This window comes from Vulcanisaeta sp. JCM 14467, from assembly GCF_001316245.1.
GTDB lineage: Archaea > Thermoproteota > Thermoprotei > Thermoproteales > Thermocladiaceae > Vulcanisaeta.
Genome location: NZ_BBDM01000004.1, coordinates 24464 through 50813 on the forward strand (window position 1 = coordinate 24464; position 26350 = coordinate 50813).

Sequence of the window (26350 nt, forward strand, 5' to 3'; positions counted from 1 at the left end):
TTTGATAACTCATGTCAGAGATACCACTCAAGCCGATGGGTAAGGAGGACATTAGGAAGCTCGAGAGTGCACTGCTTGTCATGTCCTTATTCTCTCAGGAGACCCTTGAGACGCTTAAGAATCCGCATGAGAGACTTACCTGGGTTGACAGTTTATACACGGCTGCCGCCGCGTTTGCTAGGGATAAGGCGGGCATGCCCATATCGCAGATAGCCGATGAGATTGGCGTGACGGAAGCCACAATACGTAAGCACCTTAGGGGTGAGACTAAGGCAGGGCAACTCGTGTTAAAGGCCTATGAGAGGCTTTCTAAGGAGGGTTTTAAGATTGAATTACCAAGCGAGTTGGCAGGTGCCGTAACCACCGAGGACGTGAGTAAACTAAAGGAGAAGATAGAAAGGGTCAAGAAACTGCTTAATGACGCACTGAAGGAGTTGAGTTCGTGATATTCCATGCCAGGGATTTAAGGGTGAGCTAATAATCAATAATATTTTATTCTTCCTCTTCTTCCTCAGTCTCACGGGTCGCAGTCTTAGTCTCCTTAACGGCCTTCTCGGTTTCCTCAACCGCCTTCCTCATTTCCTCAACCTCCTCCTTAGGCAGTGGCTGTACTGATGCTGAGGTTGCCGTTAGTTTCAGGTACTTGTCCCAATAAATGACGACTCCCTCGTCCGTTATATCCATTGGGTGCCTAACCATGGATATCTTCGTATCCCTCATCTTCCAGATGATTATTGACCTGTATAACTTACCATCAATCTCATCAAGGTCAAGCCTAATGATACCATCAACCGCATGCTCAACACCAGGCCCGCCAAAGCCGCGTTCACCAACCGATACCTGGCTTATGAAGAGGGCTGTCGTGCCTAGCCCTGCTATGATCCTCTTTAATAACATGACCGTTGACCTAGCTATTGATGGCTTGGTTAGGTATAACGTGCTTACCGAGTCTATGGTAACCCTCTTGGCACCCGTATCCTTAATCGCTTGTCTCAGCACGTCGACGAGCTCGTGGACATTGTCGATATCCTTAACCACGTACTTCTCCCTCTGAGATGCAGAGCCGATACCCGCCGTGAACGCATCAACAATTGCGAACTTACCCTCCTTCTCGAACTTCGTGATATCCCAATTAAAGTGACGGAAACTACGTCTAACAGCCACTGGGTGTTCCTCCAGTGCCACGAAGACGCCGGGCTCATTCCTGCAAGGCCGTTGTATAGGAATTGCTTACCGAGTATTGACTTACCAGTGCCAGGCCCGCCAGAAACAAGGACAACACTCCTCTCTGGAATACCGCCATACAATATCTCGTCAAGTCCAGGTACGTAGGTCCTAACCCTAGGTACAGTCATTAAGTGCGGTTAATGGTCTCGCTTAAAAATCCTTATCCCGTGGATGATGGAAAACGCTTTTAAGTAAGGGCAATGAATTACTCAACCGCGGCCGTAGTCTAGCCTGGTCTAGGATGGCGGCCTTCCGAGCATGTGCGTGGATAGCCGCAGAACCCGGGTTCGAATCCCGGCGGCCGCACCAAGCCACGTCTTAATCTTGGTAAACCATTACTAACCATAACGATGGTAAGCACATACCTGTTAATTCCTCACGATATTCAACGCATAAATGCGAAGGTATATATTTCTAGGCAATCATTAGTAATCAATGACCGAGGAGCTCGTGTTACCAAGCTAATAATTGAGGGATTGAGGTGGAGGGGCTTAATCTTGAGGATGTAATACTCGACGCGTTAATAAGGGTCATAGACTTGGGTCCGAATATGGTTGTTGAGACTAGGGTTGAGCTTTCGGTTAAGTACCTAAATGAGGGTAGGGATTAATCGATAGAGGCCATGTGCAGGCTAGCGAGAAGCTTTATAAGGCGGCTAAGGAGTGCGTTAAGGGCCTAGCCCAGCACTATAACCTTGAGGATGTATTGTTCAAGGTCAATGAGAGGGGTAGGTGGACCGTGACAGAACTCGAGAAGGCCGTTGAGAAAATAAGCGAGAAACTAGGCGAATGGTTCGTAACAGCCTGGGATAAGGCATGGGTCCTACATGCGTGGGGACTTCACGAAGAAAAACTGGATTCGAACGCTGTAAGTGTCAGATTGCCCTTATATTGAAAGGATGGTGAATGAAACCACTAAGATAGTGAGGATGGGTTAAGTTCAGTTATTTTGCTTTTACTAATGTTATTTATTTAATCTTAATTACGTTCAATTTGATTAATCCATGAGGTATGGCCTTAAATTACGGCTTTAAGATTAAATTTAAGGTGCTGGGTTGCGCATTAATGATGCGCTATGGTTAGTCTATACCTTGTTCAGCATGGTAAGGCATTTGACGAGAAGGTTGACCCAGAGAGGAGGTTGACTCCTGAGGGTGTTTCTGAGACGGAGAGAGTGGCTAAGTACTCAGTGGCTTGGCATTAGCGTTGCAGAGATCGTGCATAGCGGTAAGGCTAGGGCTAGGCAGACTGCGGAGATCCTGGCAAGGTACCTGGGTGTTAGTAATGTTAGGGAGGTTGATGGTTTAAACCCAAATGATGACCCGAGGATTTGGTTCGAAAGGATCTCAAGCCTTGACCATGACCTAATGATGGTTGGTCACCTACCACATCTCAGCCGCCTGGTCTCATTGCTAATTGTGGGTAATCTGGACGTTAAGGTTGTCGAGTTTAGGTACTCTGGTGTTTTGAGGCTTAGTAGGGTTGAGGGTGGTTGGGTCATTAATTGGTTCATAACACCGGACCTGGTGCGTTAACGTTTACTCCTTAATTCCCTGGGTGTTTTCAATTTCAAAAGGATTTCCCTAGCCTCCCTACCATTCTTGGCCTTTGCAATTATTGATGCTTCCTCGATACGCATTACATAGCCGCAATACGGGCATTGATGTGTCTTAACTGTATCGCGGGTGACGGAGTAATTTCCACACCTTGGGCATGCAACGATTAGGTACATGGCTATTGAGCATTATAAGGTCTGGAGATAAATTGCTTTTTGGGCTTTGGTTCTTACAGTAGAGGTGGGTGAAAGCAATATATATCCCTTCACTTGAGTTCGTGCTGACTTATTTTATCCAATTCCTTTCTAATAAAGTAATTTAAATTTCCTGTGTGCAATTGAGTACTGAAGCAATAAGCAAGGTGATTGGGATAAGGGTCTTGAAGAGGAATGGAAATACAGAGGACTTCTCAAGGGATAAGCTAGTCCGCTCTCTAAAACTCGCCGGCGTTCCAGACCCTGACCTAGTGATTAACGCCCTCGATATTAAGGGCACCGTACCAAGTAGTGAGTTATCAGATAGGGTTCAGTTAATCATGCTTAACCTAGTGACCGACGACCTCAGGTGGCATGATGCTGCTAGGAATTACCTACTCTGGAGTGTTTACAAGCAGGTCTGGGGTAAGGACATCGTTAAGGCTGTTGATGAGGGCAGGGCTAGGTTCGAGGATACGTATAGGGAGGGCTTCAAGGCTTGGTTCAGGACTGGGCTTGAACTTAGGATTTGGGACTCTGAAATGAGTGCCTGGTACGCCCAGCACATTGATGAGCTCGCAAAGTACCTTGATCCAAGCAGGGACTTACTACTAACATACAACGGCGTTAGGACCTTGATGAGTAGGTACCTACTCAAGAGGCTTGATGGGACATTCTTCGAGGCACCGCAGTACCTCTGGATGAGGACTGCAATGGGCGTGGCATACGCCGAGCTAAGGTACGGTGGTGACCCAATAACATGGGCTAGGCGCTTCTACGACCTCATGAGTCAGTTAAGGTTCATGCCAAACTCACCAACACTCTACAATGCAATGACTAGGCTTGGCCAGCTCTCGGCATGCTTCGTCGTGCCCATTGACGACTGCCTATCCAGGGAGAGTGACACGAATAGAGAGGACCCTGAGTGCAACTTCGGCATAATGGATGCACTGAGGCTCGCAGCCCTAATATTCCAATCAGGCGGTGGTGTTGGTTATAACTTCGGTAAGCTTAGGCCTGAGGGCGACATTGTCAGGAGTACCACGGGCATTGCCTCTGGGCCCCTGAGCTTCATGAGGTTGTTCGACACCTTGGTTGACACGATTAAGCAGGGTGGTAAGAGGCGTGGTGCCCAGATGGGGATGCTCTTCTGGTGGCACCCTGACATTGAGAAGTTCATAACCTCGAAGAGTGGGGAGCTTAAGGACGTGCAGTTGCAGAACTTCAACATAAGCGTCACCATTGACGACTACTTCATGCAGAGGGCACTAAAGGGCGAGAACGTGTACCTGATAAACCCGAGGGAGTGCCCATGCCTATACAAGACGTGGGGTGAGGAGTTCGTTAGGTGCTACGAGTCATGTGTGGAGGCCATAAAGGCTGGTAGGGTTAGGATTTGGAGGAGGGTGAACGCCAGGGAGTTGTGGGACAAGATAGTCAGGTCAGCCTGGGACAGCGGAGACCCGGGGCTGTGGAACAGGGATCTGGCCAATTATATAAATAATGAGAAGTTACCTGGCGAGGTAATAAACGCCACCAATCCATGTAGTGAGGAGTCACTCTATGACTTCGAGAGTTGTAACCTCGGCAGTATTAACTTGGTTAAGTATGTACATGATGGTAAGATTGACTGGGATTCCCTGGCTAGGGATGTTCAGTTAGCGGTTAGGTTTCTCGATGATGTTATTGATGTTAATAAGCTACCGCATGAGAGACTTAGGAAGAGGGTTCTCGAGACGAGGAGGATTGGTCTCGGCGCTAATGGACTTGCCGATACATTAATAGCCCTTGGGCTTAAGTATGACTCACCGCAGGCGTTAGCGTCTCGAACGAGTTGGCGAGCTTCATAGCTAGGATGGCCGTTAGGGCCAGCGTTGAGTTGGCTAAGGAGAAGGTGTATACCCAGCGTATAAGCATAGTGATTGGGCCGAGGGTATATTGCCGTGGACAAAGCATAGGGAGAGGCTTGAGAAGTTCTCGAGCACCATCGATAAGGAGGCGGTCGACGAGTACATGAGGACTCTTGATGCTGGTTATGCTGACCCAAGGGTTAAGGTTATCATTGATGGCTCAACGACTGTACTTAAGGGGTATAGGGCGTTGGATAGTGATTTATCGATAGATGTAAGTATGATAGGTATTAGGAATGGTTCAATAATGAGCATAGCACCTGAGGGTTCAAGAAGCCTAATCGCCGGTGTTAACTCAAGCATTGAACCTCTCTTCGCAATTGCTTACATTAGGAACTTATCAATTGGGAAGCTAATTGAGTATAATTACACGGCACTTAAGCTGCTGATGCAGACGAAGACACTTGATGAATCTACGAGGAAGTTTGTCGAAGAGTATGGGATATTGCCAAGTGGTCACCCATTGGCTGAACTGCTTAGGACGGCTCATGAGATTCACTGGAAGTGGCATGTGTACATGCAAGTGACTTGGGCGAGGTGGAATGATTCTGGCGTGAGTAAGACGATTAACATGCCGAGCAATACGCCTATGGAGGATGTTGAGCAGGCATATAGGCTTGCATGGCTACTTGATGCCTTTGGAATAACGGTGTATAGGGATAAGAGCAAGTCTGTACAGGTAATATACACGGGCGTTAAGGGCGCCGAGGCTAAGCCTACGGTTGAGGTTAAGGAGGTTAAGGTGGAGACTAAGCCCAAGATCGAGGCCAAGGCCAGCTATACATCCCTGTCAGCACTTAAGGATAAGTTGGTTAGGATTAAGGGTAATGGTAGTGAGAGCATTGAGGAGGAGATGAGGGAGGAGCTTGGGGAGACCGATGACCCATATTGTAAGACTGGTTCATGCGGTTAAGTTTGATTAATAACGTTCTCCTTAAGTATACCCTTACTCATCGCCTCATTAAATAACTCATTAAGCACATCCATGTAATCCCTCTCACCAACTTCAACATCATCCATGTGCTTCTCAACAATCCTAGTCCTCTCCTCACTAACTAAGTCGCTAAACTCCTTCCTCTCCTCGGTTAAGTACTCATAGACCTGGCGTCCAAGGTTTGTGGGCACCACGTACCTAGTCCTCCTACCAACAACTAAGGCATAGCGCCTCTTCAATATCACATCGACAATCTTAGCATAGGTACTCGGCCTACCAATGCCCCTCTCCTTCATCATCGCAATTATATCACCCTCCCTAAGCGGTGGTGTCCTACTCACCTTCTTAATATAATCGACACTGGACACGCCATACTCGCCAGGCGTAAGCTCCTGATACTCCCTACCCTCAATATAGCCCCAAATCTTCGTGAATCCCGGCTCCAATATCTTAGACACCCTTTCCACCTCCTCCTCATGCACATTCGCACCATTAAGGTAAATGCTTATTTTCAACTTCTCCTTTAAAACCCTGGCACTCCTCATTTGACTCGCCATGAACCTCCTAAATATTAAGTCGTAAACCCTGAGGTGATTCGCCGTAATCCTAATCGTAAGCTGAAGCAGGCCCGTGTTGAGTAGGTTCCTTAAGTCATCACTATCAATGGGCCTTGTCGGTCTTATGCACTCATGAGCCCCAATCTCCTTACCACCCCAGGCCCTACCAACGAAGTAATCACTGCCAACCCTCTCGCTTATGTACTCCTTGGCAATGCCAATACCCACTGTCGATACTCTGGTACTGTCTGTCCTGTGGTACGTTATAAGCCCGGACTCAAATAACTCCTGGGCGATTGCCATTGTCTGCTCAACACTTAAACCAAGTATGTTAGCCGAGTCCCTAAGTAGGGCATCTGTCGTGTATGGTGGGGCTGGATTCAACTCCTCCTCTTCCTCACCAACCTTAGTCACCTCAATCTTAACCTCAACCTCTGCCTGCTTATTCCTATGAATTGCCTTAAGGGCCTTTATCAACTCCTCCTTATCTGGCGGTATGTTTAACCTTAGCTTTACGCCATTACTTAATGTCACGGTCACTGAGTACACCTTATCTCTCCTACTCTCGTCATACCTCTCAATTATCCAACCAAGGACGGGTGTCTGGACTCTACCGGCTGACAGGGTCTTCCTACCAAACTTCTCCTGCACAATCTGGCTAAGGCCAAACCCAATCCACCTATCCTCAATCCTCCTCACCAACTGCGCACTAACCATGCTAAGGCTTATCGTTCTCGGATTCGTAATAGCATCAATAATGGCCTTCTTAGTGACCTCGTGGAACTCAATCCTAGCGATATTGCTCACGTAGGGCCTAAGCATCATGTAGACGTCCCAAGCAATCTTCTCGCCCTCGGCATCTGGTCCGTGCCAATCATTACCTGGTCGACTCCGTGGCTATGTCCCTTATCGCATTCACAATATCCATTGCGTCGATGAGCTTAACACCGTGGATCTTACATGTGTCTACATCCTCAGTATATGTCTCACCACCAACAGGGCACCTCTTTATTGTTCCGTAAATAGGCACGAAGTTGTTACTAACTCTGAGTATTCCGTAATAATCAATGACCTTCCCCACTCTTAGCTGGCATTAGCTCCTTAACATCGGTTGGGCTCGCCGGTATTAGGTCCCACATGTGGCCCTTAGTGGCCGTTATCAATAGGTATAGGTTACCCAGGGTTGCTTCGTAAATAATCAATGGGCCAACCTCCCTCCTAGTGGGCACTCCGAAGAAGCTCGCAATCGTCCTTGCCTTGGTCGGCGATTCAACGATTACGAATGCAGTCCTTAACGGATCCTTTTCGAGGAATTGACTTGGTATCTTCCCAAGCATTATATTCCTAATCAACTCCCTCTCCTCCCTAATCCTTCTCATTAAATCATCAATATTGACCTCACTGATATCCTGGATCCTAACGTCCTCAAGCCTATACCTTAAATTCCTAATTAAGCCATTAAACACCTTCTCATCATCTACTATCAGTACTGACAAGCCCTGGGAAACACCACCAACGTAAAGCCTCGAAGTCCTACCACTACCCTGGATATATGTAGTTACGTCGGGAATAATCACGTAAAGTTCATAACCCCTATACTCAAGGCCAACCTCGTTGGACTGTTCTATTGCCCTCCTAATATTAGGATCGCTTAATAACTTATTTACCAAGTCTACAGACTCCCTGATTACCTCAGCCGCGTACTTGTCGAATCCACTCAGCTCCCTATTCTCCTCAATGGCCCTTAGTAAATTGTTTATTTGCTCTTGATTTAGCGCTGTTAAGTTCCTGAGCCTTGCAATGACCCTATCAATGTCATTCCTCAGGTATTGAGGGACGACATTCCTAATGGTGAATAGGAACATTAAGTACCTCATTGGCGTGAACTCCTCAAGCCTAAGCCTAAACCTCATGCGTGGAACACCCACAAAGACAACATACGCAATCCTCTGTGGTAAATCAATACCCCTAACCAGGGATGACCTAGACGTGGCAAGTCCGATTAACACATCGACCTTACCCTCAACGAAGTCATTAAGTAATGACTTACTGGGTTTTATGTAGGGCGCTGACTTAATACCATTATTATTTAATGCCTCATTTAATTCATCAATGACATCCCTCAGGTCGGGCGGTACGTAGATTATACCCCCACCACCCAATTTCTTTACTATATCAACGGTCGTATCTATTAGCGAGCCTTTGGGTTTCACGTAAACATCAACCACATTCCTAAGTCCCTCAGCCCTGCCACCAGTCTCGAAGCCGAGGAACTCCCTGAATAGGAATAGCCTGGCGGTCCTCCTCATCTTCGTTAATGCTCCAGACGCTATTAGTATGCCGATGTTGTTATTCCTAGTGTAGTTCGTTAATTCAGCGTTCAATTCCTTAATATTCTCCCTAAGCTTATTAATCTCCTCCTCACTAGCCCTAAACCTAACGGCTTTCCTTAGCTTCTTCATTAGGTCGACCACGGTCAAGGCCTTACGGAGAGCCTCCTCACTAATGCCAAGCAATAGTAATAGCCTATCGATATTCTTACTTGACGCCTTCAGGACGCTATCGACATCATCAACGAAAATCAGTGAAAACCTATACTTACTGAGTAGGTCCATGTGCCTCGGTAGGAAGGCATTGGTTATTATCAATATGTCGAAGTTACCCTCCTCAACAGCCTTCATAGCCTCAGCCAACTCCTGCTTGGAGAGTATTGAGGATGCCATGACTACCCTAACATCGGCACCAATCTTAGCCGCATAATTGCTCAGTCTCCTATGAACGTCATAAGCCAAAGTCGATGTTGGAACAACAATTAACACCTTTCCCTTCCTCTTTAGGACCACGTATAACGATGCAACCATGCCAAAGGTTGTCTTTCCGCTTCCCGTTGGCGCAACTATTGCGAAGCTCTTACCCTTAATGATCCTCCTAGCCCAAAGCCTCTGGGCACCCCACATGTTTGTTCCAATTATTTTCTTGAACATGTCGGCAAACTCGTTATACTCATTGACCATGTTCGCTAATGACCTTAACCTATTTATGGTGCCAAGCTTCTCCAACATATTCAATACCTCAATAGTGCTCGCCACCCTCTTTGGAATGTCAGGTAAGCATTTATGGCACGGTAATCCGGAGGCCAGCCTATCCGATGTTATGTCCCCTCCACAGTTTGGGCATGCCTTCGGTATATTACTAATGGCTGCCTCTCCATTTAATTCCCATCACATTAACTAAACCCCTTAATAAACATTCGTTACCAACGAACAATCTTAATTGTTAGTATTAAATATTGATATTACATTGATATTGTTTGAGTAATATGTCAGTTAATACAGGGGGTATACAGGACTACGTGAGGTACGTATACATAATGTCGTTAGTGTCCGCTTTAGCTATGGCTATTGCTGTGGACTATGTATTAACTGAGTTGTGGATTTATGGAACTGCGGACTTAACAATACTTGTGATAACGCCGGTGTTCATGTTCATGCTTTCAATGCTAGTCATATCATCCATAACAATGATTAAGCAATTGAGGGGTAACTTTGGCAGGATGTCATCCAAGGCTAAGGCGCTCATGATAACCTACATTACGTTTTTCATGATAGCGCTGATGTACTTCACATACATATCAATAATACACTATGCGGGTCTAGGGCTCACTATCTCGGATCCGCAATTAGTTGGTGATCATTACCTTGGCTTTGGGCTTGCTCTCTATGATGCTGGTTTACTGACCATGTCGTGGCAGTTAATTGAGGATTTACTTAATAATAAATTATCGTCATTGTATAAATTCTTCATTATGATGTTTAAACCTAATTCAGACGATGATGACGACGTAATTGTCATAAAATAAAGGTTTTCTTCCTATAATATCCGTATTACGTGGTTGCGGAACAGCATGATTTTAAAAATAGGCGCTGGGGAGGGTTAATGATTATGCGCATAGCCGGTGTAGTTGCTGACCTACTGATGAGGACTTGCAACGTAAGTTCAGTGGAGAGGCAGTCATTCGTTGATGGGTCAAGGTACATGATTAGGTTTAGTGATAATCATAGCATGGAAGTTCACCTAGTGGATAAGGGTGAGAGACTCTTCGCTGAGTTCTGGGTTAATACTCATGCGGCGCCCCTAATGATTATTGAGTACGTGTACGCAGGGATAACGCCATCAAGTATTTGCGAGGAAATATGCGAGTTGGTGCGTATAATTAGTGAATCATTGGTAAAACAGGGCGAAAGGGGTAGTAAGGCCCAGGTTGCTCAGCCTAGGTAATCAAGTATTCCACCCCTCTTGCTGGTGGTCGTTACCTCCGTGCTTGGTGATAAATCGTTGGCAAGTATTCTCATTAGGTCATTCCAGGTAAGCGTGTTTCTAATGGCCCAGTCGATTAGTTCCTGTGTATGGTTGCTTAGAATTGAGAGGAACCTCTGCCAGTTAATGCCTATCCTAGTTAACTCCCTACCCCAATGATCCCATAAGTACCTCGCAACCTCATTACCAAACCATACGGAAAAGGAGTCACAGCCAGACCCCGTGCACACGCTCCTCCTCTTGATTATCCTATCCTTAATGTCCCTGGGCTCGGGTGGTATTGGGAGTGTCATTAATACCTAGTACTACGTGGAATGAGCATTATATTAAGCTACTGCCTAAGTATTACGATTAAACCTTAATCTAAAATGTTCATTGAGTCGCCGCCTCATCGATTATCCTCTTACCACCTATTAATAACCATCCATCCTCATCACTCATCACTTGGCCCCCACTCTCATACCTACGCAGTAAGGCATTGAGCAACGCCTTACTATCAAAAACCTCGACATGTAGCTCCTTACTGAAGTACCTATTAACGTTCTCAACATCCCTAAGCAGGAACTCGATAGCATTCGGGTGATTAGCCTTTACAGCACTGCCCCAATCAATTATTACTAACTCATCGCCGGTATTAACGATGTTAAATTCACTCAAGTCCGCATGAATTATCCTACCTAAAATAAATGCCCTTTCCACGTATTTAATTATCGTTAGGTAAGCAGACTCAGGATCCTCCGGCGGCTCATCCTTAATCAGCGGCGCCGGCACGCCGCTAACTCCCTTATAGCTTATGAACTCCATGACCAGGATATTCCTATTAAAGGTTATTGGTTTAGGAACCCTAACACCTGCATTGTACGCATCGCTTAAGTTACTGAACTCCTTCCTGCACCAATACTCAATGAGCTTCCTCGTATTACTAATCTTAACACCGGTAAACCGCGGATCGCCAAGCAAGTACTTATACCTGCCCCTAATGAACTGTGCCGTGGATGTGTAGAATATCTTCAACGCAATGTCAATGCCATCAGGCGCCCTTGCCCATATTACCTTGGCCTCCTTACCCTGGGCCACTGGTCCATAAACCTCATCAATAACGCGCCTATTCATTAATTCCCTTAGGGCATCTATGGTATATTGATTAAATACGTCATCAACAGTCTTCAATTGGTCAATATCTTTTATCCTAAACCTCCTACTCTCTACCCTCTCCCTGATAATCCTATCAATATCGTGACCACTCACTAGGGTAATGAATTACTGCAGTCTTTATATACCAGTTTGGTTCGTAAAGATCGTTTTGCTTACTTTCATGGAAAATATTCTAATGAATTCAATAAATAAAGGTGAATTAAAATGCATGCAAAAGGTTAAAATCAATAGGTATTGTACGATTGAAGAAGAAAAAAAGATTTAAAAATGTTTCTAATGAATAATAATTCAGGAAATATGGCTTTACTTCAGCAAGACGAGACCTGGTTCATGCGTAGGCTCGTTAATCTCCATAAGGTGAAGAGGCCGATTGGTAAGATCGTTGTTAATATTGACCTTTGCAAGGACTGCAGGTTCTGTATCGAGTTCTGCCCTAATGGTGTTCTCGAGGAGTCTAAGGACGTCAATTCCAAGGGTTATCACTACCCAGTTGTTAAGCCTGGTAAGGAACTTGATTGTGTTGCTTGTAGGATGTGTGAAAAGGTATGCCCTGACTTTGCAATTACCGTGGTCTCCGAGGAGTACATAACGTATGATAAGTACTACGGGGTGAGCAGGCATGCCCACGGTGGCTGAGTTCTACAAGAAGGACCTTGATAAACTATTGAGACCGGGGATTCACTTCCTAGATGGCAATACGGCAGTCGCTGAAGGTGCAATAACAGCTGGTTGTAGGTTTTACGCTGGCTACCCAATAACGCCGTCGAATGAAATAGCGGAGTACATGTCGTATAGGTTGCCACAGGTTGGTGGTAAGTTCATACAGATGGAGGACGAGATAGGCAGTATAATGGCGGTGCTTGGAGCATCAGCCGCTGGTGTTAAGTCCATGACCGCAACATCAGGTCCCGGCTTCTCACTAATGCAGGAGGAAATTGGGCTTGGCTCGATGCTTGAAATACCGGCGGTAATCGTCGATGTTATGAGGCCGGCCCATCGACCGGAATACCAACATTACTAGGGCAGGGCGATATACTACAAGCTAAGTATGGCTCCCACGGTGATTACGAGATAGTGGCCTACCTACCGGCTAATCCGCAGGAGGCCTTTGACTTCACAATTAAGGCGTTTAACATGGCTGAGAAGTATAGGGTCGTGGCTATTGTGCTCTCGGACCAATTGGTTGGGCATATGTATGGTAGGGTTAGGGTTCCCGAGTTTGATGAGATTGAGATAGTCGAGAGACCAAAGCCCACGGTACCCCCTGACCAGTATTTGCCCTATGACAGTAGGTACTTGGTCCCACCAATGGCAATAGCAGGCATGGGCTATAGAGCTAACAATGAGTCATTAACGCACACGGATAAGGGTTACCCAACCACCGATAGGGATGCGTCATTCAAGCTTGTGACGAGACTTGTGCGTAAGATTAGGGAGAATGAGAAGGAGATAGCTGAGTGGGAGGAGTACATGCTCGATGATGCGGAGTACGTAATCGTATCTTACGGCTCAACATCAGGCTCAGTGAGGAGGGCAATAAAGGTGTTGAGGGCACAGGGCTATAGGGTTGGCATGCTTAGGCCAAAGACTGCATGGCCATTCCCAGGCTGGGTGGTGGAGAACCTGGTCTCTAGGGGTGTTCAGAAGTTCATAACCGTCGAGGTTAACATGGGTAAGATGTACCACGTGGTTAAGGAGTTCTCGAGGGGGGTTCTCGTGGAACACATACCGTATGCCCCTGGTTATATTCCGGATCCTGACTATGTGGTAAATAACGTGAGGAAGGTGATCGAAGGATGAGTGTAGAGGCTGAGGTAACAACCACGGGAGTTAAGGTTGAGCTGCCTAAGTCTTATGAGGATATCAAGGACTTGATTAGGGTCGATAGGTTACCGCACATTTGGTGCCCAGGCTGCGGATTGGGAATATTACTTAAGTTGTTGGCGAGGGCCATTAAGAATTCGGGTATACCAATTGAGAAGCATGTGATAGTCACAGGGATAGGCTGCACGGGCAGAATTGGTGGGTATCTTAAGCTAGATGCGTATCACGTGACTCATGCAGGGCCATACCCTTCGCCGTTGGTTTGAAGATGGCGAACCCAGAGCTTGAGGTAACCGTTGTTGGAGGTGACGGTGATATACTGGCTATTGGCGGTAATCACTTCATACATGCGGCCAGGAGGAATGATGACATTAACGTAATAATAGTAAATAACTTCATCTACGGAATGACTGGCGGTCAATACAGCCCAACCACACCGAAGGGTGCTAAGACAACGACATCGCCATACGGGCACTACGAGAATCCATTCAACGTGCCATTACTGGCGTATGCCGCTGGTGCCTCGTATGTGGCGAGATGGACTGTTCTTCATCAGAATGAGCTTTATCAATCTCTCCTGGAAATGTTTAAGGTCAAGGGCTTCGCCGTTATTGAGGTATTATCACCCTGTATAATCTATACTGATAGGAATGCCATGGGCGACGCAGTTGATTTAATGAAGATACTAAAGGAGAGACCAGTAATTGACCATAACGCTAACCTGGCTGACTTGGACATTGATTTTAGTATGAAGAAGATTATCCTGGGAAATTTTGTGAAAAGAGAGAGACCTGTATCATATGGATAATTATCATAGACTTCAAACTTTTTTTTCTTATTATTATGTGTAATTTAAAATAACTTTTGTCAAATTAGAATAAGATTTATTAAGGTTTCATAATTATTTATCAATAGAAGAATATGCAACAACAGCTCGATCAGATACGCGTCAGGCTCATGGGGCTCGGCGGCCACGGCATAGTCTTTGCTGGAAGACTCCTAGGTATGGCAGCTGCAATGGGCGGTCTTGACTCGATATTAACAATAACGTATAGCCCTGAGCAGAGAGGTGGTTGGTCAAGGGCTGACCTTATAATAGCTAAGGAGATGGTTGATTACCCACTCATTGATGAAGCTGATATATTCCTCGCAACCACGCTGCAGGCATTCAACCTGGAATTTAAGAGCCTCCGTAAGGGTGGCGTATTTATTTATGAGAGTACGATCTATAAGCCATCAATTCCAAACACAAATGATTACCTAGTGATTTCAGTACCCGCGACGGAGATAGCCGAGAAGGTAACAGGTAGGAGATTAGCAATGAATGTGGTCCTTGTAGGTGTTATAACCTCGGTTCTCGAGCCATTACTGAAGGAGGAGTACATAATCAATGCCATTAAGAACATGACCAGGAGGGCTGGCAAGCTCGATGCGTCTATTCAGGAAATGAACATAAAGGCATTCCAGGCAGGGCTTGACTATGGCAGGAAGTACTTACAGGGGTTGAGGTGATTTAATGCCAACAAATAGAATACTTATCCTAGGCGGTGGTATCGCCGGTATCGAGGCTGCCTTGGCTTTGGCTAACATGGGTTATAGGGTTACGTTGGTTGAGAAGTCTCCAGCCATTGGAGGTAAGATGGCGATGCTTGATAAGACATTTCCAACACTCGACTGCTCAATATGCATAGAAGGACCATTGATAAGCGACGTTGCTAGGCACCCATACATCGAATTACTGGCGCCCGCAGAATTACTTGATCTAACGGGCTCCCCAGGTGATTTTAAGGCTAGGATCCTCGTTAAGCCCAGGTACGTGACCGATGATTGCACTAAGTGTGGTCAATGTGAGGAGGTTTGTCCCGTAATTGTCCCTAGCGAGTTTGAGGCAGGTATTGGCGCTAGGAAGGCAATATACCTACCCTTCCCACAGGCGGAGCCCGGCATATACATGCTCGATATTGATCACTGCCTAAATAAACCGCCAAATTACTTCCCATGTGATAGGTGCGCGAAGGCTTGTGATAGGAATGCCATAATATATACAATGATGCCCAAGGTCATAGAGCGTGATGTCGCCGCTGTAATTGTATCGACAGGCTTTGAGTTAGAGAAGGGTGACATACTTGGGGAGTACGGCTATGGTAAGCACATGGACATTGTTTCATCGCTCGAGTTCGAGAGGCTCGTCAATGCATCAGGACCCTCAGGCGGCATCGTTATTAAGCCGAGCACTGGTGAGGAACCTGAGAATATATTGCTTGTATCCTGTGTTGGCTCTAGGAATAATAAATATAATGATTATTGTTCCGGGTTCTGCTGTACATACCTGCTTAAGCAGGGTATATATGCCAAGGTACTCCACGGTATTAAGAACGTCACAATAATGTACATGAACGACGTCAGGACCTACGGTAAGGGCTTTGAGAGCTTCTTCGATAGGGCACTCAAGGAGGGTATAAACATTATTTGGGGTAGGCCGGAAATTGTTAGTGAAAGGAATGGTAAGATAATCGTTAGGTTTGAGGATACGAGGAATAAGAAGGTCGTAACTAATGAGTACGACATGGTCGTACTGGCACCCTCTGTAAAGCCCGTAAGTGACATGGGCAAGTTAAGTAAGATACTGAACATTTCATTGAATAGGGCCGGCTTTGTAAAGACTGACCCCACTAACCCAACACTAACAACTAGGTCTGGGATCTTCGTGGCCGGATCAGCGAGTGGTCCTAGGGATATTTCTGAGTCCGTAGTCGCCGGACTGGCAGCAGCAATACAGGCTATTAGGTACGCTAGTCCCGGAGTTATTGAGGAGGAGAAGTATGAGGAGACCATAGAGCCATACCCAATTAGGGTTGGGGTATTCGTATGCCACTGCGGCACGAACATAGCTGGCGTGGCTGACGTGCCGGCACTAGTAGAGGCTGCGAAACAAATGCCCGATGTGGTCCACGCTGAGGATCTACAATTCGCATGTGCAAAGTCATCACTGGACAGGATAACTGAGGTTATTAAGGAGAAGAAGTTGAATAGGGTTGTCGTGGCATCGTGCTCCCCAGTCACGCATTTAAGGTTCTTCCAGGACGCAGCCAAGAGGGCTGGGCTTAACCCGTACCTCGTTGAGATGACCAACATTAGGAACCTGGACACCTGGGTCCACAACGATAGGAAGGTAGCCACAGAGAAGGCAAAGGACATGATAAGAATGGCCGTAGCCAAGGTTCACCACATGGTGCCTCTACAGACGATAAAGCTGCCAGTAATTAAGAGGGCGTTAGTTGTTGGTTGCGGTCCTGCAGGACTCGCAGCGGCCACGGGACTTGCTGGCGCCGGTATTGAGACTATACTCGTTGAGAAGGCGGATGAGTGTGGTGGCATGCTTAGGCGTTTAAATAGGCTTGAGCCTGAGGGTATTGAGGCTAGGAAGCTGCTTGATAGGATGGTTGAGGAGGCCAGGGAGGTTGGTGTTAAGTTCATGCTTGGAACGACGATTAAGGACGTCTCTGGGTTCACCGGCAACTTCCACGTGGTTCTCAGCAATGGTGTTGAGCTTGATGTGGGCGCCATAATTGTGGCGACGGGTGCTAAGCCGTACATACCGACAGAGTTTAATTACGGTAAGGACCCCAGGGTATTAACGACACTTGACCTCGAGAATGGGAAGACCGTCGATGGTAAGAACGTGGCGATAATAAACTGTGTAGGTTCAAGGGCAAGTGGTAGAGGGTGTTCAAGGTATTGCTGTGCAGTGGGTTTGAGTAAGGCCATTGAATTGAGGAATCAGGGTAAGAACGTGGTTTTGATATACAGGGATATAATGGGTGTTGATCCCGAGGTTGAGGACCTATACAAGAAGGCTAGGGATGCGGGTGTTCTCTTCATTAGGATACCTAGGAAGCTGAGTTAACGGAGGCCATTAAGATGGATAGCGATAAGCTAATAGTCCATGATGTTGAGCTGGGCGATGATGCTGAAATACCGTTCGATAACATAGTCCTCAACATAGGGCTTATACCCAGTGAGGATACGGATGAGGTATCCAAAATCCTAAGGCTCTCTAAGGATCAGGAGGGCTTCTTGATGGAGGCTCACCCGAAGCTTGGTCCCGTGGACACCATGACCCCTGGAATATTCATAGCAGGCGCAGCGAGGGGTCCAAAGAACGTGGCTGAGACAATTGCCGAGGGTTACGCGGCAGCGTCTAGGGCGCTCATGATGCTTGCCCAGGGCTATGTCACCAAGGAGCCGTTTATACCGAAGTTCGACTGGGCCAAGTGCACTAAGTGTGTCTATGCATCAAGGCTTGCCCATACGGCGCCATTAGGGGTGTGCCGGGTAAGTGGATTGAGCACATACCGGCTGCCTGCCAGGGCTGTGGTGCATGTGTGGCTGAGTGTCCGCAGGATGCCATAACACTTGATGCATTAAGTGATGACGCAATTATGGCTCAGATAGAGGCTGCTTTGGCTGAGGAGCCTGAGAAGAAGGTGATTATGTTCACATGCGCCTACTGCTCATACTGGGCTGCGGATAATGCCGGTATATTCAAGATGCAATATCCGCCATACGCCAGGATAATCAGGCTTCAGTGTAGTTCTAGACTATCCTGGAAGCATGTTAAGCGTGCCTTTGAGCTTGGTGCTGCCGGTGTATTCGTGACGGGTTGTAGGCTTGGTGACTGCCACTACATAACGGCGAATTATAACACCGTGAGGAGGTTCGAAAACTGGAAGAAGAGGTTGAAGAACATAGGCGTTAGGGAGGAGAGGTTCCAGCTTAGGTTGTTTGGCGCACCCGATGTTGTTGATCTTGTTGAGGCTATGAAGGAGGCTGAGAGGGTGGTTAAGTCGGTGACTAAGGAGGAGATCGAAATGACAAAGCAAAGAATCAAGCAGTTGAGGTGATGGGCATGCCGGTCACCGTAAACTTTGGTCTTAGGGAGGAATTACTTAAGCTAGTACCCACGCTAAGTCTCTGCTATCAATGCGGCACCTGCAGTACCTACTGCCCAATAACCGATGAGACGTATAACATAAGGCTCATGGTCAAGAAGGCTCAACTTGGTGTTGTTGATCCAAATGACTTCAAGGTCATTTGGAATTGCGTGACCTGTGGTACCTGCCAAGCCCTATGCCCTAATAATGTCGAGATTGTTAACCTTGTGGAGGTCATTAGGACGATGGCCATGAAGTCTAAGGTATTTCCAACGAAGATCAACGAAATACTCTGGAAGATATATGAGAACCAGAACCCATGGGGTTACACAGTCACTGATAAGAGGAGGTTCCTGGCGCAGTTCAGTGGATTAATTAATAATGAGAATCCAGACGTGGTGATATACCCATGCTGCCTATCGGTTGGCGACCCAAGGCTTCAGAGACACATTAAGGCCCTGATCAGGGTGCTTACAAAGGCGGGCCTTAAGGTTGGTATGTACACGGGCCTATCCTGCTGCGGCGATATAATAATGCACACAGGCAATAGGGCGTTCTATGAGGAGTACACGACTAAACTGAGGGACTCAATAATGAGCAGTGTTAAGGCGCCAATAATAGTTACGTTATCACCTCACTGCGAGTATTCGCTAAAGAAGTACCTTAAGGGCGTTAGGGTTGTTCACTACGTTGAATTACTCGATGGGCTAATACGTAGTGGTAAGTTAAAGGTTGATAAGAAGGTTGACATCACCGTGACGTATCACGACCCATGCTACCTATCAAAGCACCAGAGGGTTATTGAGGAGCCCAGGAGAGTTATCACGTCAATACCTGGCGTTAGGCTTGTCGAGATGGCGCACTCGAGGGAGAAGTCACTCTGTTGTGGTGCTGGTGGTGGGGGTATAGCCTTGAGACCAGGGTGTCGACTGAGTTGTCAAAGCGTAGGTTGAAGGAGGCTGTTGATACGGGAGCATCCGTAGTCCTCACAGCATGTACTTACTGCTTCAGGATGCTTGAGGATGCGAATAAGGTGATGAGGACGAACTTAAAGGTGATGGACCTGGTGGAATTCCTAGATAGTGTGATGGGTGATTAGGTATGAGTGAGTGGAGGGGAATCTCGGTATTCATTGAGCAGGATAATGGTGAGCTGGAGAGATCATCGCTTGAGATTTTAACGAGAGCCGGTGAATTAGGTAGGAAGTTTAATGAGGAGGTCCTCGGCATATTACTAGGTCATGAGTTAGGCAGCTTGATTAAGGAATCCTCCAGGTACGGTGCCGATAAGCTAATCGTTGTTGATCACCCCGACCTTAGGCATTACAATAGTGATGCCTATACGGAGGTCATGGCTTACCTAATTAATAAGTATAGGCCAGGTACCTACTGCTGCCTGCCACTAGGAATTCCAGGGATTTGGCGGGTAGGTTAGCCGTGAGGTTTAGGACCTGCCTTAGTGCTCATGTTATCATGGTGGATATCGATGAGAAGGATAGGAAATTAGTCACCGCAGTACCTGGCTTTGGTGGTAACATAGTCGCTACTGTGGTTTGTACGGGAGGTAAGCCTGAGATGGCTACCGTGAGTCCAGGCACCTATGAGGCGAAACCAAGTGATAAGGAGGCTTCGGTGATAATGGAGTCAATCCCCGAGGATTTAGTAAGGAAGCGCAGGATTGAATTGGTGGAGAAGAAGACCTCGCCAATGCCCGACCTATCAAGGGCTGAGAGGGTCGTTGTGGCAGGGCTTGGGACTGGTGGCGACCTAGAACTAATTAGGGAGTTCGCCAATTTAATAGGCGCGGCTGTGGGTGTTACGAGGCCGCTTGCGGATATGGGTATAATGCCCAGGGATTACCAAATAGGTACCACGGGTGTCTCGTTGAGGGCTAAGACCGTGTTCGTGTTTGGTGCAAGTGGCGCTCCGCACTTCGTCTATGGCATTAGGGATTGTGGCACGATAGTGGCGGTTAATACAGATAGGGAGGCGCCGATTTTTGAAAACTGTGATTACTGCGTGGTGGCTGACTTATTTGACGTGCTTAAGGCATTGATAAAGGAGTTGAGGGGTGGTAAGTGATGGTTTCCCTCAGGAATATAATAGTCACGATGAAGGTAACGCCAAAGCCCGAGGAGATAAGGTTTGACCCAGTCACCAAGACCGTTGACAGGTCCAAGGCGACGAATGAGATAAACCCAGCCGATAAGAACGCACTCGAACTAGCATTACAACTCAAGGAGAAGTATGGAGGCAGGGTAATAATCCTATCAATGGGCCCACCATTTTGGGATCAATTCATAAAGATGGGCATTGCCATGGGCGCCGATGACGCAGTCTAATAAGTGATAGGGCCTTGGGCGGTTCGGATGCCTTCGTAACGTCTAAGGCCCTTGCGGCCGCCATTAGGAAAATAGGTGATTACTCACTCGTCATTACTGGTGAGGAGAGTGAGGATGGATCAACGGGTCAGGTACCTCCTGGCATTGCTGAGTGGTTGGGCATACCTATCGTTACCTATGTCTCCCAAGTTGTTGACGTGACTGAGGACTCAATAATTGTGAAGAGAACTATTAAGGGTGGTTACGAAATCGTTAAGGTCAGAATGCCCGCAGTAATATCCGTGGAGTTGGGCGTTAACACGCGAGATTCCCAGACTTTGAGAGACTACAGTGGGCCCAGAGCCAGTTTAAGACTACGGTATGGGGCATCAAGGACCTTGGGCTTACCGAGGATGAGGTGGGCTTCAAGGGTTCATTAACAGCGGTCACGGAGCTAAAGGAGTTAAGGCCCCGTGAACGCCTACGCCAATTCATTGAGGGAGGTCCTGAGGAGATAGCCAGGGAGCTCATTAAGAGGCTTGGCTTGAAGTAATTAACCAGCTAACTCATCTAATTGGTTTAAAACATCGGCGTAACCGCTTTGTCTTAGTTCGTTTACCTCGTTCTTCTCGTACTTATATATCAAATCCGCCCTATTTGGTTCAAAGTCCCAGGGCGCAACCAGTATGTAGTCACCAACCCTAAGCCACATCTTCTTCCTATACTTACCCGGTATCCTAACAAGCCTAACTTTACCATCCTGGCAAATAGCCTTTGCCCTATCATCACCGACTAATTCAATGACCTTAGCAAGCATTTCACCCTCCCCAGGCAACCTAACCTTGCCTCCCTGCTGATTCTCCTTAGGCATCCTCGATAATAAATCTCATACCTTTATAAACCCAACCTTCACCATTAACACATGCCATTCAGTACATACCTATCACTGCCGATCACGATCTCAAGGGCCTTCAAGCCCTGGTTTTCAACGCACCTAGCCTCATAACTCGGCACAGTCACGTTACCCCTAATAATATCACTCAACCTAACATTAACAACCTCCCTACTGCTCAACTCCATTAACCTAAACGTACTCTGTGAGTAGGAAAGTACGTAGTAAGGCTTGTTTGAGTAAATGATTATTGAACCGCGAGTGAGAGGGACTAAGACAACGCTAATGTTCAATTTGGTAACCACCTTATCACCACGCCCCCTAACCACACTCTGGCTCTCGGTTACCCTACTAGCATTGCCTTATGTATTTTATAGGCTATGGTCCTCGCCAAGCCCTGGTCTGATAACTTAATATCGAAGCCCTCACCCACATCCTCAACCTTAAGGAAGCCACTCCTCTCATCCTAATTGTCTCCTTCCTAACCATGTCAATTATCAACTTCTTCAACTGACCACTCATTGGGATGACGCTCCTAACCTGAACTACGGCTCTCTCCCTCTCATTAACCATGTCCCTACACCTCGGGCATAACTCCTCGCTATACCTAACCTTGACCTGCACCTCCTCATCATAATCGCTAATGAGATCGTGAACCGAGCCCCTAACCCTAACCACGGCAGTGTTTAGTCCCGGCCTTAAACTCAGGGTTTCAATGGAGGTATTAGTGACCCTGCCCATGTACTCCAGCGACTCAAGTATTAACTTCTCAATGACCCTTGGGTCCCTAACCCACCTACCCCTGTAGAGCATTGCGCCGCAGCTTGGGCACCTAACGATGCCGACGAAATCCCTCTTAACCCTAACGAGTGGGTGCGTCTTCCTATAGCAGTCTGGGCATAAACCCTCAATTAATATGTCGGTCTCCCTACCGCATAATGCACATACCTGCGCATTCCTCATTAACGCCTTAGGGCTGGGATAAATAAATCCTTTCTATCACCGTAATGTTTAATACACTGAGAGCGCGCTAAATTAGTTGTGAGTAAGGACGTGGAATCAAGGATTATAGACATAGTTAATGAGATGAGGTCTTCAGTCGTGAGCATTATAACGACGAGGTTAATGGTTGATGAATGGTTAAACGCAACGCCGGTCAGGGGTCTTGGTACGGGGTTCTTCGTGGATAATAAGCACGTGGTCACGGCAAACCACGTGGTGCAGGACGCAACGGAATTAGTTGTGGTTACGCCAGATGGTGATGAGTATGAGGGTGAATTGCTAGGTAGGGATCCGGAGTTTGATACTGCATTAATTAGGGTTGAGGGCGCTAGGTCCGTTAAGTCAGTGAAACTCGGTGATTCCGATAAGCTCAAGGTTGGCAGATGGTGATAGCCATAGGATACCCACTTGGCTTACTTGGTGAGCCGACGGTCACGTTAGGCGTTGTTTCAGCGATCGGTAGGAGTATAAGGACTCCAGTGGGTGTTCTCGAGGGTTTGATACAGACAGACGCAGCAATAAACCCAGGCAATTCAGGCGGTCCCCTACTTAACCTCGATGGTGAGGTTGTCGGTATGAATACCGCAATAATAGCCGGCGCCCAGGGAATTGGGTTTGCAGTACCGATAAACCTGGTTAAGCTAACGATTGAGGAGATCCTAAGGTTTGGCAGGGTCGTTAGGCCGAGGCTAGGTATATACGGGGTTGACCTCAGTAAGCCCATGGCTAGGTACTTCAGGCTGCCCGTGGAGAAGGGAGTATTAGTGGTGGGGGTCTTACCTGGGTCGCCAGCTGATGATGCCGGTCTTAGGCAGGGTGACGTAATTACCGCCATTGATGACGAGGAATTATCGAGCATAGTCCAGCTGAAGGTTCACCTGGCGAGGAAGTTTATTGAGGGTAATAGGGTTTTTGATTTGACGGTGGTTAGGGGCAGGACTAGGTACAGGATTAAGGTCAGTATCTAAACTATTACTCAATGCTACCCATAAAGAATTATTAAAAATAAAGAATTGATGAGTTAAGTTAATGAGCGAATTTGTAGTGCCTGATTACTCAGGCGCCAGTATTCAAAACCTAGCCAACACATTACTATCACATTTCGGTGCAGTGCCCAGGGGACCTAAGTTAAGGCTTGACCTTGACCTTAGTGATCGTGTAGTCTTAATACTAATTGATGGGCTTGGCTATAAGGACCTAATAAGTAGCATGGGCGATTCATTACCAGTGAGTAGGCTATATAGAATAACCTCCGTATTCCCAACGACGACATCCACTGTATTGACAACCTTATTCACAGGCCTAAGCCCTGGGCAGCACGGTGTCCTGGGCCCTAACGTCTACATTAAGGAGATTGGGACCATAGTCAATACACTGTCAATGGGTCCAGTGATTGGTGAGAGGGATGGACTCCATAAGATGGGTTACGACTTGAGAAAGCTCTTCCCAATAAAGTCAACGATATTTGAGGAGTTAAGCAATATGGGCATAAGGAATAGGGTTTACGTTCCCAAGGGCTTATCTGGTGGTTTGTCTAGGATAACCTATGCAGGTGCCGAGATTGTCGAATACGTTACACTGTACGACGCAATAATAAATGCATCAAAGTTCCTAAGTGACTATAAGGTTGGTTTTGTGCATATATACATAACCACGGTGGACTCCGCAGCCCATAAGTATGGGCCTGACTCCGAGGAGTGTAGCGTCGTAATTAGGGAGACTGTGGATTCCGTGATTAGGATGGCTAAGAAGTACATGGAGGATTCCACGGTATTAATAACGGCCGACCACGGACATGACAACGTTAAGATCAACACCAAGGCTAATGATGTTCAGGGATTAATGAAATTCCTAAACGTGCCTCCCTACGGCGATGCCAGGGCCATATATCTGAAGCTTAATGATAAGGCAAGTATTGATGAATTAACCTCATTACTCAGTAGGTATAACGTAACTGGGCGCTTCATAAGTAAGGATAACGCAGTCAGCATAGGCTTATTTGGTGAGGTGTCCAGTGAAATGGTTGATAGGGTTGGTGACGTGATCTTCATACCCAATAGTGGGTCATCCCTCATTTACCTGTATAAGCCGGACAATGAGGAATTACTAACCCTTAAGGGTCAGCACGGTGGCTTAACCGAGAGGGAATTGTACATACCACTAATTCAATTATAGCGCTACCCACCGACTAGCTACCTAGCCTTCTACGTGACTTCTTTATTTGATTAACCATTCTCTTCATTAACTGGTAGTAATTCAGTAGTTCCTTAACATCCTTTGGAGTTACTCCAGCACCCTTGGCTATCCTGCGTATTCTCGATGCATTAATAATGTCCGGGTTTAGTAACTCATTCTTCGTCATGGAATCAAGTATGTACCTCCACCTCCTAAGCATTTCCTGGGCATTACTCATCTTCTCCTCATCAAGCATCACGGCCCTATACTGCATTGGCAACATACTCGTTGGTAGTAGCTCCAGGATCTTACTGAGGGGTCCGAGCTTCATTAATGAGTCAATCTGTCTCTTAATGGTCAGTAGGTTTATCTTGCCCTCCTCTATCTCCTCCATGATCTTACTCTCCTCCTCAATGGCCCTTATCCTCTCGATTAATGACTCAAGGTCACCCATACCCAGGAGCCTCGATACGTACTTATTGGCGTCAAAGACCTCGACCTCATCAACATCCTCACCAACGCCTATGAACTTAATCCTCGCACCACTCTTTATAACCGAGGTCAACGCACCGCCTGCCTTTGCCGTACTATCCATCTTCGTTAGGAAAACGCTGTGTATCGGCACGTACTTCATGAACGCCTCCGTCTGGGCGGCGGCCTGCCTACCAATTGTTGCGTCTATCACGAGCATGATCTCGTCGGGCTTAGCTTCATCATAAATTGCCTTAGCCTCCCTCAGCAACTCCTCCTCATTCCTATGCCTACCTGCCGTATCAATTATTATTAAGTCCACCTTATTCCTCTGCATGTACTCAAGGCCATGCCTAAGTATGGCTATTGGATCCTTTGAATTCTCCTCACCATAGAACAGGGCATTGACCTTCTCGGCTAATTGCTTAAGCTGGTGATACGCACCTGGCCTATACGTATCAGTCTCGATAAGCCCAACCCTTAGGTTTCGCTTAATGTAAAACCTGGCCAGCTTAGCCGCTGATGTTGTCTTGCCACTACCCTCAACGCCAATTAGCATTAGTTATAAGGTCTCTTGCTAATGTTTACGTTGGGCGTCTCTTCACCACCAAGTGCCTTAACCAACTCCTGATATAGCAGGTATATCAGAAACTCCTTACTCGTGATTCCCTGGGGAGGCTTATCTTGCCTGAACCTCTCCTCGATAGCCTTCGTTATTGATAGGACAACGTCAGCACTAACGTCAGCCTTAAGCAGTATCCTCTGGATCTCCCTCAGAACCTCCTTAAGCGTTGTCTCATCTATGTAATTCAACCCTCTAATCCTATTAACCAAATTCGTGAAGGCCTCAATTAATGGGTTCGGTGCCACTGCAATCTTGTTC

33 protein-coding genes, 1 tRNA gene and 5 pseudogenes are annotated in these 26350 nt (G+C 46.9%); 28 read left to right on the forward strand and 11 right to left on the reverse strand.

Annotated features, from left to right (window positions below; all coding sequences use genetic code 11):
• The first annotated feature begins 11 nt into the window (after window positions 1–11).
• Window positions 12–446, forward strand: a complete 435-nt coding sequence (locus JCM14467_RS05080; protein ID WP_054849379.1) for a hypothetical protein — start codon at window positions 12–14, stop codon at window positions 444–446.
• Between the two features lie 46 nt (window positions 447–492).
• Here the strand turns inward: JCM14467_RS05080 and JCM14467_RS05085 are convergent.
• Window positions 493–1355: pseudogene (locus JCM14467_RS05085) on the reverse strand (KaiC domain-containing protein).
• An 87-nt stretch (window positions 1356–1442) separates the two neighbouring features.
• On the opposite strand from JCM14467_RS05085, the gene JCM14467_RS05090 reads away from it, so the two are divergent.
• From JCM14467_RS05090 to JCM14467_RS05100, 5 genes are all read left to right on the forward strand, one after another.
• Window positions 1443–1536, forward strand: a tRNA-Gly gene (locus JCM14467_RS05090).
• A gap of 172 nt (window positions 1537–1708) precedes the next feature.
• The gene (locus tag JCM14467_RS19385; protein ID WP_256359211.1) at window positions 1709–1837 is read left to right on the forward strand and encodes a hypothetical protein; all 129 of its coding nucleotides are present in this window, start codon (window positions 1709–1711) and stop codon (window positions 1835–1837) included.
• Window positions 1838–1851: 14 nt separating this feature from the next.
• On the forward strand, window positions 1852–2121 hold the full coding sequence (locus JCM14467_RS16090; protein ID WP_252900782.1) for a PaREP1 family protein: 270 nt from the start codon (window positions 1852–1854) through the stop codon (window positions 2119–2121).
• Window positions 2122–2301: 180 nt separating this feature from the next.
• Window positions 2302–2430 carry a hypothetical protein gene (locus JCM14467_RS19390; protein WP_256359212.1) on the forward strand — a complete coding sequence of 43 codons (129 nt, stop codon included), beginning with the start codon at window positions 2302–2304 and terminating at the stop codon, window positions 2428–2430.
• Window positions 2431–2443: 13 nt separating this feature from the next.
• Window positions 2444–2761 carry a SixA phosphatase family protein gene (locus tag JCM14467_RS05100; RefSeq protein WP_252900783.1) on the forward strand — a complete coding sequence of 106 codons (318 nt, stop codon included), beginning with the start codon at window positions 2444–2446 and terminating at the stop codon, window positions 2759–2761.
• On the opposite strand, the gene JCM14467_RS05105 is transcribed toward JCM14467_RS05100, so the two are convergent.
• On the reverse strand, window positions 2758–2958 hold the full coding sequence (locus tag JCM14467_RS05105; protein WP_054849380.1) for a DUF1922 domain-containing protein: 201 nt from the start codon (window positions 2956–2958) through the stop codon (window positions 2758–2760). The genes JCM14467_RS05100 and JCM14467_RS05105 overlap by 4 nt on opposite strands.
• Before the next feature lie 161 nt (window positions 2959–3119).
• On the opposite strand from JCM14467_RS05105, the gene JCM14467_RS05110 reads away from it, so the two are divergent.
• Genes JCM14467_RS05110 through JCM14467_RS05115 form a run of 3 tightly spaced genes read left to right on the forward strand, consistent with a single transcriptional unit; the run spans window position 3120 to window position 5799 of the window.
• Window positions 3120–4826: an adenosylcobalamin-dependent ribonucleoside-diphosphate reductase gene (locus tag JCM14467_RS05110; RefSeq protein WP_252900784.1), complete on the forward strand. Its 1707-nt coding sequence runs from the start codon at window positions 3120–3122 to the stop codon at window positions 4824–4826.
• The gene (locus JCM14467_RS16095) at window positions 4811–4993 is read left to right on the forward strand and encodes a hypothetical protein (RefSeq protein ID WP_252900785.1); all 183 of its coding nucleotides are present in this window, start codon (window positions 4811–4813) and stop codon (window positions 4991–4993) included. Before JCM14467_RS05110 ends, JCM14467_RS16095 begins: the two co-directional genes overlap by 16 nt.
• Window positions 4915–5799, forward strand: a complete 885-nt coding sequence (locus JCM14467_RS05115; RefSeq protein ID WP_054849382.1) for a hypothetical protein — start codon at window positions 4915–4917, stop codon at window positions 5797–5799. Before JCM14467_RS16095 ends, JCM14467_RS05115 begins: the two co-directional genes overlap by 79 nt.
• Here the strand turns inward: JCM14467_RS05115 and rgy (JCM14467_RS05120) are convergent.
• Genes rgy (JCM14467_RS05120) through rgy (JCM14467_RS05130) form a run of 3 tightly spaced genes read right to left on the reverse strand, consistent with a single transcriptional unit; the run spans window position 5796 to window position 9574 of the window.
• Complete coding sequence (gene rgy, locus JCM14467_RS05120; RefSeq protein ID WP_252900786.1) at window positions 5796–7202, reverse strand: reverse gyrase; 1407 nt, start codon at window positions 7200–7202, stop codon at window positions 5796–5798. The two genes, JCM14467_RS05115 and rgy (JCM14467_RS05120), sit on opposite strands and share 4 nt — an antisense overlap.
• A 52-nt stretch (window positions 7203–7254) precedes the next feature.
• Entirely contained in the window at window positions 7255–7458 is a 204-nt protein-coding gene (locus JCM14467_RS05125) for a hypothetical protein (protein ID WP_054849384.1), read from the reverse strand.
• On the reverse strand, window positions 7442–9574 hold the full coding sequence (rgy, locus tag JCM14467_RS05130; protein ID WP_342765477.1) for a reverse gyrase: 2133 nt from the start codon (window positions 9572–9574) through the stop codon (window positions 7442–7444). Before rgy (JCM14467_RS05130) ends, JCM14467_RS05125 begins: the two co-directional genes overlap by 17 nt.
• Window positions 9575–9696: 122 nt before the next feature.
• Here rgy (JCM14467_RS05130) and JCM14467_RS05135 point away from each other — a divergent pair, with 122 nt between their 5' ends.
• Window positions 9697–10236, forward strand: coding sequence for a hypothetical protein (locus JCM14467_RS05135; protein WP_054849386.1), 540 nt, complete (start codon window positions 9697–9699; stop codon window positions 10234–10236).
• Between the two features lie 77 nt (window positions 10237–10313).
• Window positions 10314–10655: a hypothetical protein gene (locus JCM14467_RS05140; protein ID WP_054849387.1), complete on the forward strand. Its 342-nt coding sequence runs from the start codon at window positions 10314–10316 to the stop codon at window positions 10653–10655.
• Here the strand turns inward: JCM14467_RS05140 and JCM14467_RS05145 are convergent.
• The gene (locus JCM14467_RS05145; RefSeq protein ID WP_054849388.1) at window positions 10643–10987 is read right to left on the reverse strand and encodes a hypothetical protein; all 345 of its coding nucleotides are present in this window, start codon (window positions 10985–10987) and stop codon (window positions 10643–10645) included. The two genes, JCM14467_RS05140 and JCM14467_RS05145, sit on opposite strands and share 13 nt — an antisense overlap.
• A 79-nt stretch (window positions 10988–11066) precedes the next feature.
• Window positions 11067–11942 (reverse strand): serine protein kinase RIO, encoded by an 876-nt coding sequence (locus tag JCM14467_RS05150; RefSeq protein WP_054849389.1) that lies wholly within the window; start codon window positions 11940–11942, stop codon window positions 11067–11069.
• Between the two features lie 204 nt (window positions 11943–12146).
• On the opposite strand from JCM14467_RS05150, the gene JCM14467_RS05155 reads away from it, so the two are divergent.
• The 15 genes and pseudogenes from JCM14467_RS05155 (at window position 12147) to JCM14467_RS19395 (ending at window position 21480) form a co-directional block, all read left to right on the forward strand.
• A complete protein-coding gene (locus tag JCM14467_RS05155; protein ID WP_252900787.1) occupies window positions 12147–12485 on the forward strand; it encodes a 4Fe-4S dicluster domain-containing protein in 339 nt (112 codons plus the stop codon).
• Window positions 12469–13178, forward strand: a pseudogene (locus JCM14467_RS16100) (2-oxoacid:acceptor oxidoreductase subunit alpha); the annotation flags it as partial. The gene JCM14467_RS05155 and the pseudogene JCM14467_RS16100, both read left to right, overlap by 17 nt.
• A gap of 141 nt (window positions 13179–13319) precedes the next feature.
• Window positions 13320–13649, forward strand: a complete 330-nt coding sequence (locus tag JCM14467_RS16105; protein ID WP_252900865.1) for a hypothetical protein — start codon at window positions 13320–13322, stop codon at window positions 13647–13649.
• A complete protein-coding gene (locus JCM14467_RS16110) occupies window positions 13646–13939 on the forward strand; it encodes a hypothetical protein (RefSeq protein ID WP_252900788.1) in 294 nt (97 codons plus the stop codon). The genes JCM14467_RS16105 and JCM14467_RS16110 overlap by 4 nt, the downstream gene beginning before the upstream one ends.
• Window positions 13940–13941: 2 nt before the next feature.
• Window positions 13942–14481 (forward strand): thiamine pyrophosphate-dependent enzyme, encoded by a 540-nt coding sequence (locus tag JCM14467_RS16115; RefSeq protein WP_252900789.1) that lies wholly within the window; start codon window positions 13942–13944, stop codon window positions 14479–14481.
• Window positions 14482–14594: 113 nt separating this feature from the next.
• Complete coding sequence (locus tag JCM14467_RS05170; protein ID WP_054849390.1) at window positions 14595–15185, forward strand: 2-oxoacid:acceptor oxidoreductase family protein; 591 nt, start codon at window positions 14595–14597, stop codon at window positions 15183–15185.
• Window positions 15186–15189: 4 nt separating this feature from the next.
• The gene (locus tag JCM14467_RS05175; RefSeq protein WP_252900790.1) at window positions 15190–17580 is read left to right on the forward strand and encodes an FAD-dependent oxidoreductase; all 2391 of its coding nucleotides are present in this window, start codon (window positions 15190–15192) and stop codon (window positions 17578–17580) included.
• Between the two features lie 14 nt (window positions 17581–17594).
• A complete protein-coding gene (locus JCM14467_RS16120; protein ID WP_252900791.1) occupies window positions 17595–18086 on the forward strand; it encodes a hypothetical protein in 492 nt (163 codons plus the stop codon).
• Window positions 18002–18577, forward strand: coding sequence for a hydrogenase iron-sulfur subunit (locus JCM14467_RS16125; RefSeq protein WP_252900792.1), 576 nt, complete (start codon window positions 18002–18004; stop codon window positions 18575–18577). The genes JCM14467_RS16120 and JCM14467_RS16125 overlap by 85 nt, the downstream gene beginning before the upstream one ends.
• The gene (locus JCM14467_RS05180) at window positions 18577–19560 is read left to right on the forward strand and encodes a (Fe-S)-binding protein (protein WP_252900793.1); all 984 of its coding nucleotides are present in this window, start codon (window positions 18577–18579) and stop codon (window positions 19558–19560) included. Before JCM14467_RS16125 ends, JCM14467_RS05180 begins: the two co-directional genes overlap by 1 nt.
• Window positions 19530–19706 carry a hypothetical protein gene (locus JCM14467_RS16130; RefSeq protein ID WP_252900794.1) on the forward strand — a complete coding sequence of 59 codons (177 nt, stop codon included), beginning with the start codon at window positions 19530–19532 and terminating at the stop codon, window positions 19704–19706. The genes JCM14467_RS05180 and JCM14467_RS16130 overlap by 31 nt, the downstream gene beginning before the upstream one ends.
• A 2-nt stretch (window positions 19707–19708) precedes the next feature.
• Window positions 19709–20041 carry a hypothetical protein gene (locus JCM14467_RS16135; protein ID WP_252900795.1) on the forward strand — a complete coding sequence of 111 codons (333 nt, stop codon included), beginning with the start codon at window positions 19709–19711 and terminating at the stop codon, window positions 20039–20041.
• Complete coding sequence (locus JCM14467_RS05185; RefSeq protein WP_252900796.1) at window positions 20026–20688, forward strand: electron transfer flavoprotein subunit alpha/FixB family protein; 663 nt, start codon at window positions 20026–20028, stop codon at window positions 20686–20688. Before JCM14467_RS16135 ends, JCM14467_RS05185 begins: the two co-directional genes overlap by 16 nt.
• Window positions 20689–20717: 29 nt before the next feature.
• Window positions 20718–21367 (forward strand): annotated as a pseudogene (locus JCM14467_RS05190) (electron transfer flavoprotein subunit beta/FixA family protein).
• Window positions 21346–21480, forward strand: coding sequence for a hypothetical protein (locus JCM14467_RS19395; RefSeq protein ID WP_256359213.1), 135 nt, complete (start codon window positions 21346–21348; stop codon window positions 21478–21480). The pseudogene JCM14467_RS05190 and the gene JCM14467_RS19395 overlap by 22 nt, the downstream one beginning before the upstream one ends.
• Here JCM14467_RS19395 and JCM14467_RS05195 read toward each other — a convergent pair whose 3' ends face one another.
• From JCM14467_RS05195 to JCM14467_RS16145, 3 genes are read right to left on the reverse strand one after another with little or no spacing between them, the layout of a single operon-like run.
• A complete protein-coding gene (locus JCM14467_RS05195; protein ID WP_054849391.1) occupies window positions 21481–21798 on the reverse strand; it encodes a translation initiation factor aIF-1A in 318 nt (105 codons plus the stop codon).
• 44 nt (window positions 21799–21842) lie between these two features.
• Window positions 21843–22148 (reverse strand): hypothetical protein, encoded by a 306-nt coding sequence (locus JCM14467_RS16140; protein WP_252900797.1) that lies wholly within the window; start codon window positions 22146–22148, stop codon window positions 21843–21845.
• A gap of 49 nt (window positions 22149–22197) precedes the next feature.
• Window positions 22198–22782, reverse strand: coding sequence for an NMD3-related protein (locus JCM14467_RS16145; RefSeq protein ID WP_252900798.1), 585 nt, complete (start codon window positions 22780–22782; stop codon window positions 22198–22200).
• A 261-nt stretch (window positions 22783–23043) separates the two neighbouring features.
• On the opposite strand from JCM14467_RS16145, the pseudogene JCM14467_RS19885 reads away from it, so the two are divergent.
• Both JCM14467_RS19885 and JCM14467_RS05210 read left to right on the forward strand, forming a co-directional pair.
• Window positions 23044–23789, forward strand: a pseudogene (locus JCM14467_RS19885) (S1C family serine protease); the annotation flags it as partial.
• Between the two features lie 61 nt (window positions 23790–23850).
• A complete protein-coding gene (locus tag JCM14467_RS05210) occupies window positions 23851–24996 on the forward strand; it encodes an alkaline phosphatase family protein (protein WP_054849392.1) in 1146 nt (381 codons plus the stop codon).
• A 13-nt stretch (window positions 24997–25009) separates the two neighbouring features.
• On the opposite strand, the pseudogene JCM14467_RS05215 reads toward JCM14467_RS05210, so the two are convergent.
• Window positions 25010–26337 (reverse strand): annotated as a pseudogene (locus JCM14467_RS05215) (signal recognition particle protein Srp54).
• Window positions 26338–26350 lie beyond the last annotated feature (13 nt).

Excerpts from the sequence above, each read along its gene's own strand:
- JCM14467_RS05080 (WP_054849379.1), top strand. The coding sequence starts at position 12 with ATGTCAGAGATACCACTCAAGCCGATGGGTAAGGAGGACATTAGGAAG.
- JCM14467_RS19390 (WP_256359212.1), top strand. The coding sequence starts at position 2,302 with ATGGTTAGTCTATACCTTGTTCAGCATGGTAAGGCATTTGACGAGAAG.
- JCM14467_RS05105 (WP_054849380.1), bottom strand. The coding sequence starts at position 2,958 with ATGTACCTAATCGTTGCATGCCCAAGGTGTGGAAATTACTCCGTCACC.
- rgy (WP_252900786.1), bottom strand. The coding sequence starts at position 7,202 with ATGATGCTTAGGCCCTACGTGAGCAATATCGCTAGGATTGAGTTCCAC.
- JCM14467_RS05135 (WP_054849386.1), top strand. The coding sequence starts at position 9,697 with ATGTCAGTTAATACAGGGGGTATACAGGACTACGTGAGGTACGTATAC.
- JCM14467_RS05140 (WP_054849387.1), top strand. The coding sequence starts at position 10,314 with ATGATTATGCGCATAGCCGGTGTAGTTGCTGACCTACTGATGAGGACT.
- JCM14467_RS05145 (WP_054849388.1), bottom strand. The coding sequence starts at position 10,987 with ATGACACTCCCAATACCACCCGAGCCCAGGGACATTAAGGATAGGATA.
- JCM14467_RS05155 (WP_252900787.1), top strand. The coding sequence starts at position 12,147 with ATGGCTTTACTTCAGCAAGACGAGACCTGGTTCATGCGTAGGCTCGTT.
- JCM14467_RS16105 (WP_252900865.1), top strand. The coding sequence starts at position 13,320 with ATGCTCGATGATGCGGAGTACGTAATCGTATCTTACGGCTCAACATCA.
- JCM14467_RS16110 (WP_252900788.1), top strand. The coding sequence starts at position 13,646 with ATGAGTGTAGAGGCTGAGGTAACAACCACGGGAGTTAAGGTTGAGCTG.
- JCM14467_RS16115 (WP_252900789.1), top strand. The coding sequence starts at position 13,942 with ATGGCGAACCCAGAGCTTGAGGTAACCGTTGTTGGAGGTGACGGTGAT.
- JCM14467_RS05170 (WP_054849390.1), top strand. The coding sequence starts at position 14,595 with ATGCAACAACAGCTCGATCAGATACGCGTCAGGCTCATGGGGCTCGGC.
- JCM14467_RS05175 (WP_252900790.1), top strand. The coding sequence starts at position 15,190 with ATGCCAACAAATAGAATACTTATCCTAGGCGGTGGTATCGCCGGTATC.
- JCM14467_RS16120 (WP_252900791.1), top strand. The coding sequence starts at position 17,595 with ATGGATAGCGATAAGCTAATAGTCCATGATGTTGAGCTGGGCGATGAT.
- JCM14467_RS05180 (WP_252900793.1), top strand. The coding sequence starts at position 18,577 with ATGGGCATGCCGGTCACCGTAAACTTTGGTCTTAGGGAGGAATTACTT.
- JCM14467_RS16135 (WP_252900795.1), top strand. The coding sequence starts at position 19,709 with ATGAGTGAGTGGAGGGGAATCTCGGTATTCATTGAGCAGGATAATGGT.
- JCM14467_RS05195 (WP_054849391.1), bottom strand. The coding sequence starts at position 21,798 with ATGCCTAAGGAGAATCAGCAGGGAGGCAAGGTTAGGTTGCCTGGGGAG.
- JCM14467_RS16145 (WP_252900798.1), bottom strand. The coding sequence starts at position 22,782 with ATGAGGAATGCGCAGGTATGTGCATTATGCGGTAGGGAGACCGACATA.
- JCM14467_RS05210 (WP_054849392.1), top strand. The coding sequence starts at position 23,851 with ATGAGCGAATTTGTAGTGCCTGATTACTCAGGCGCCAGTATTCAAAAC.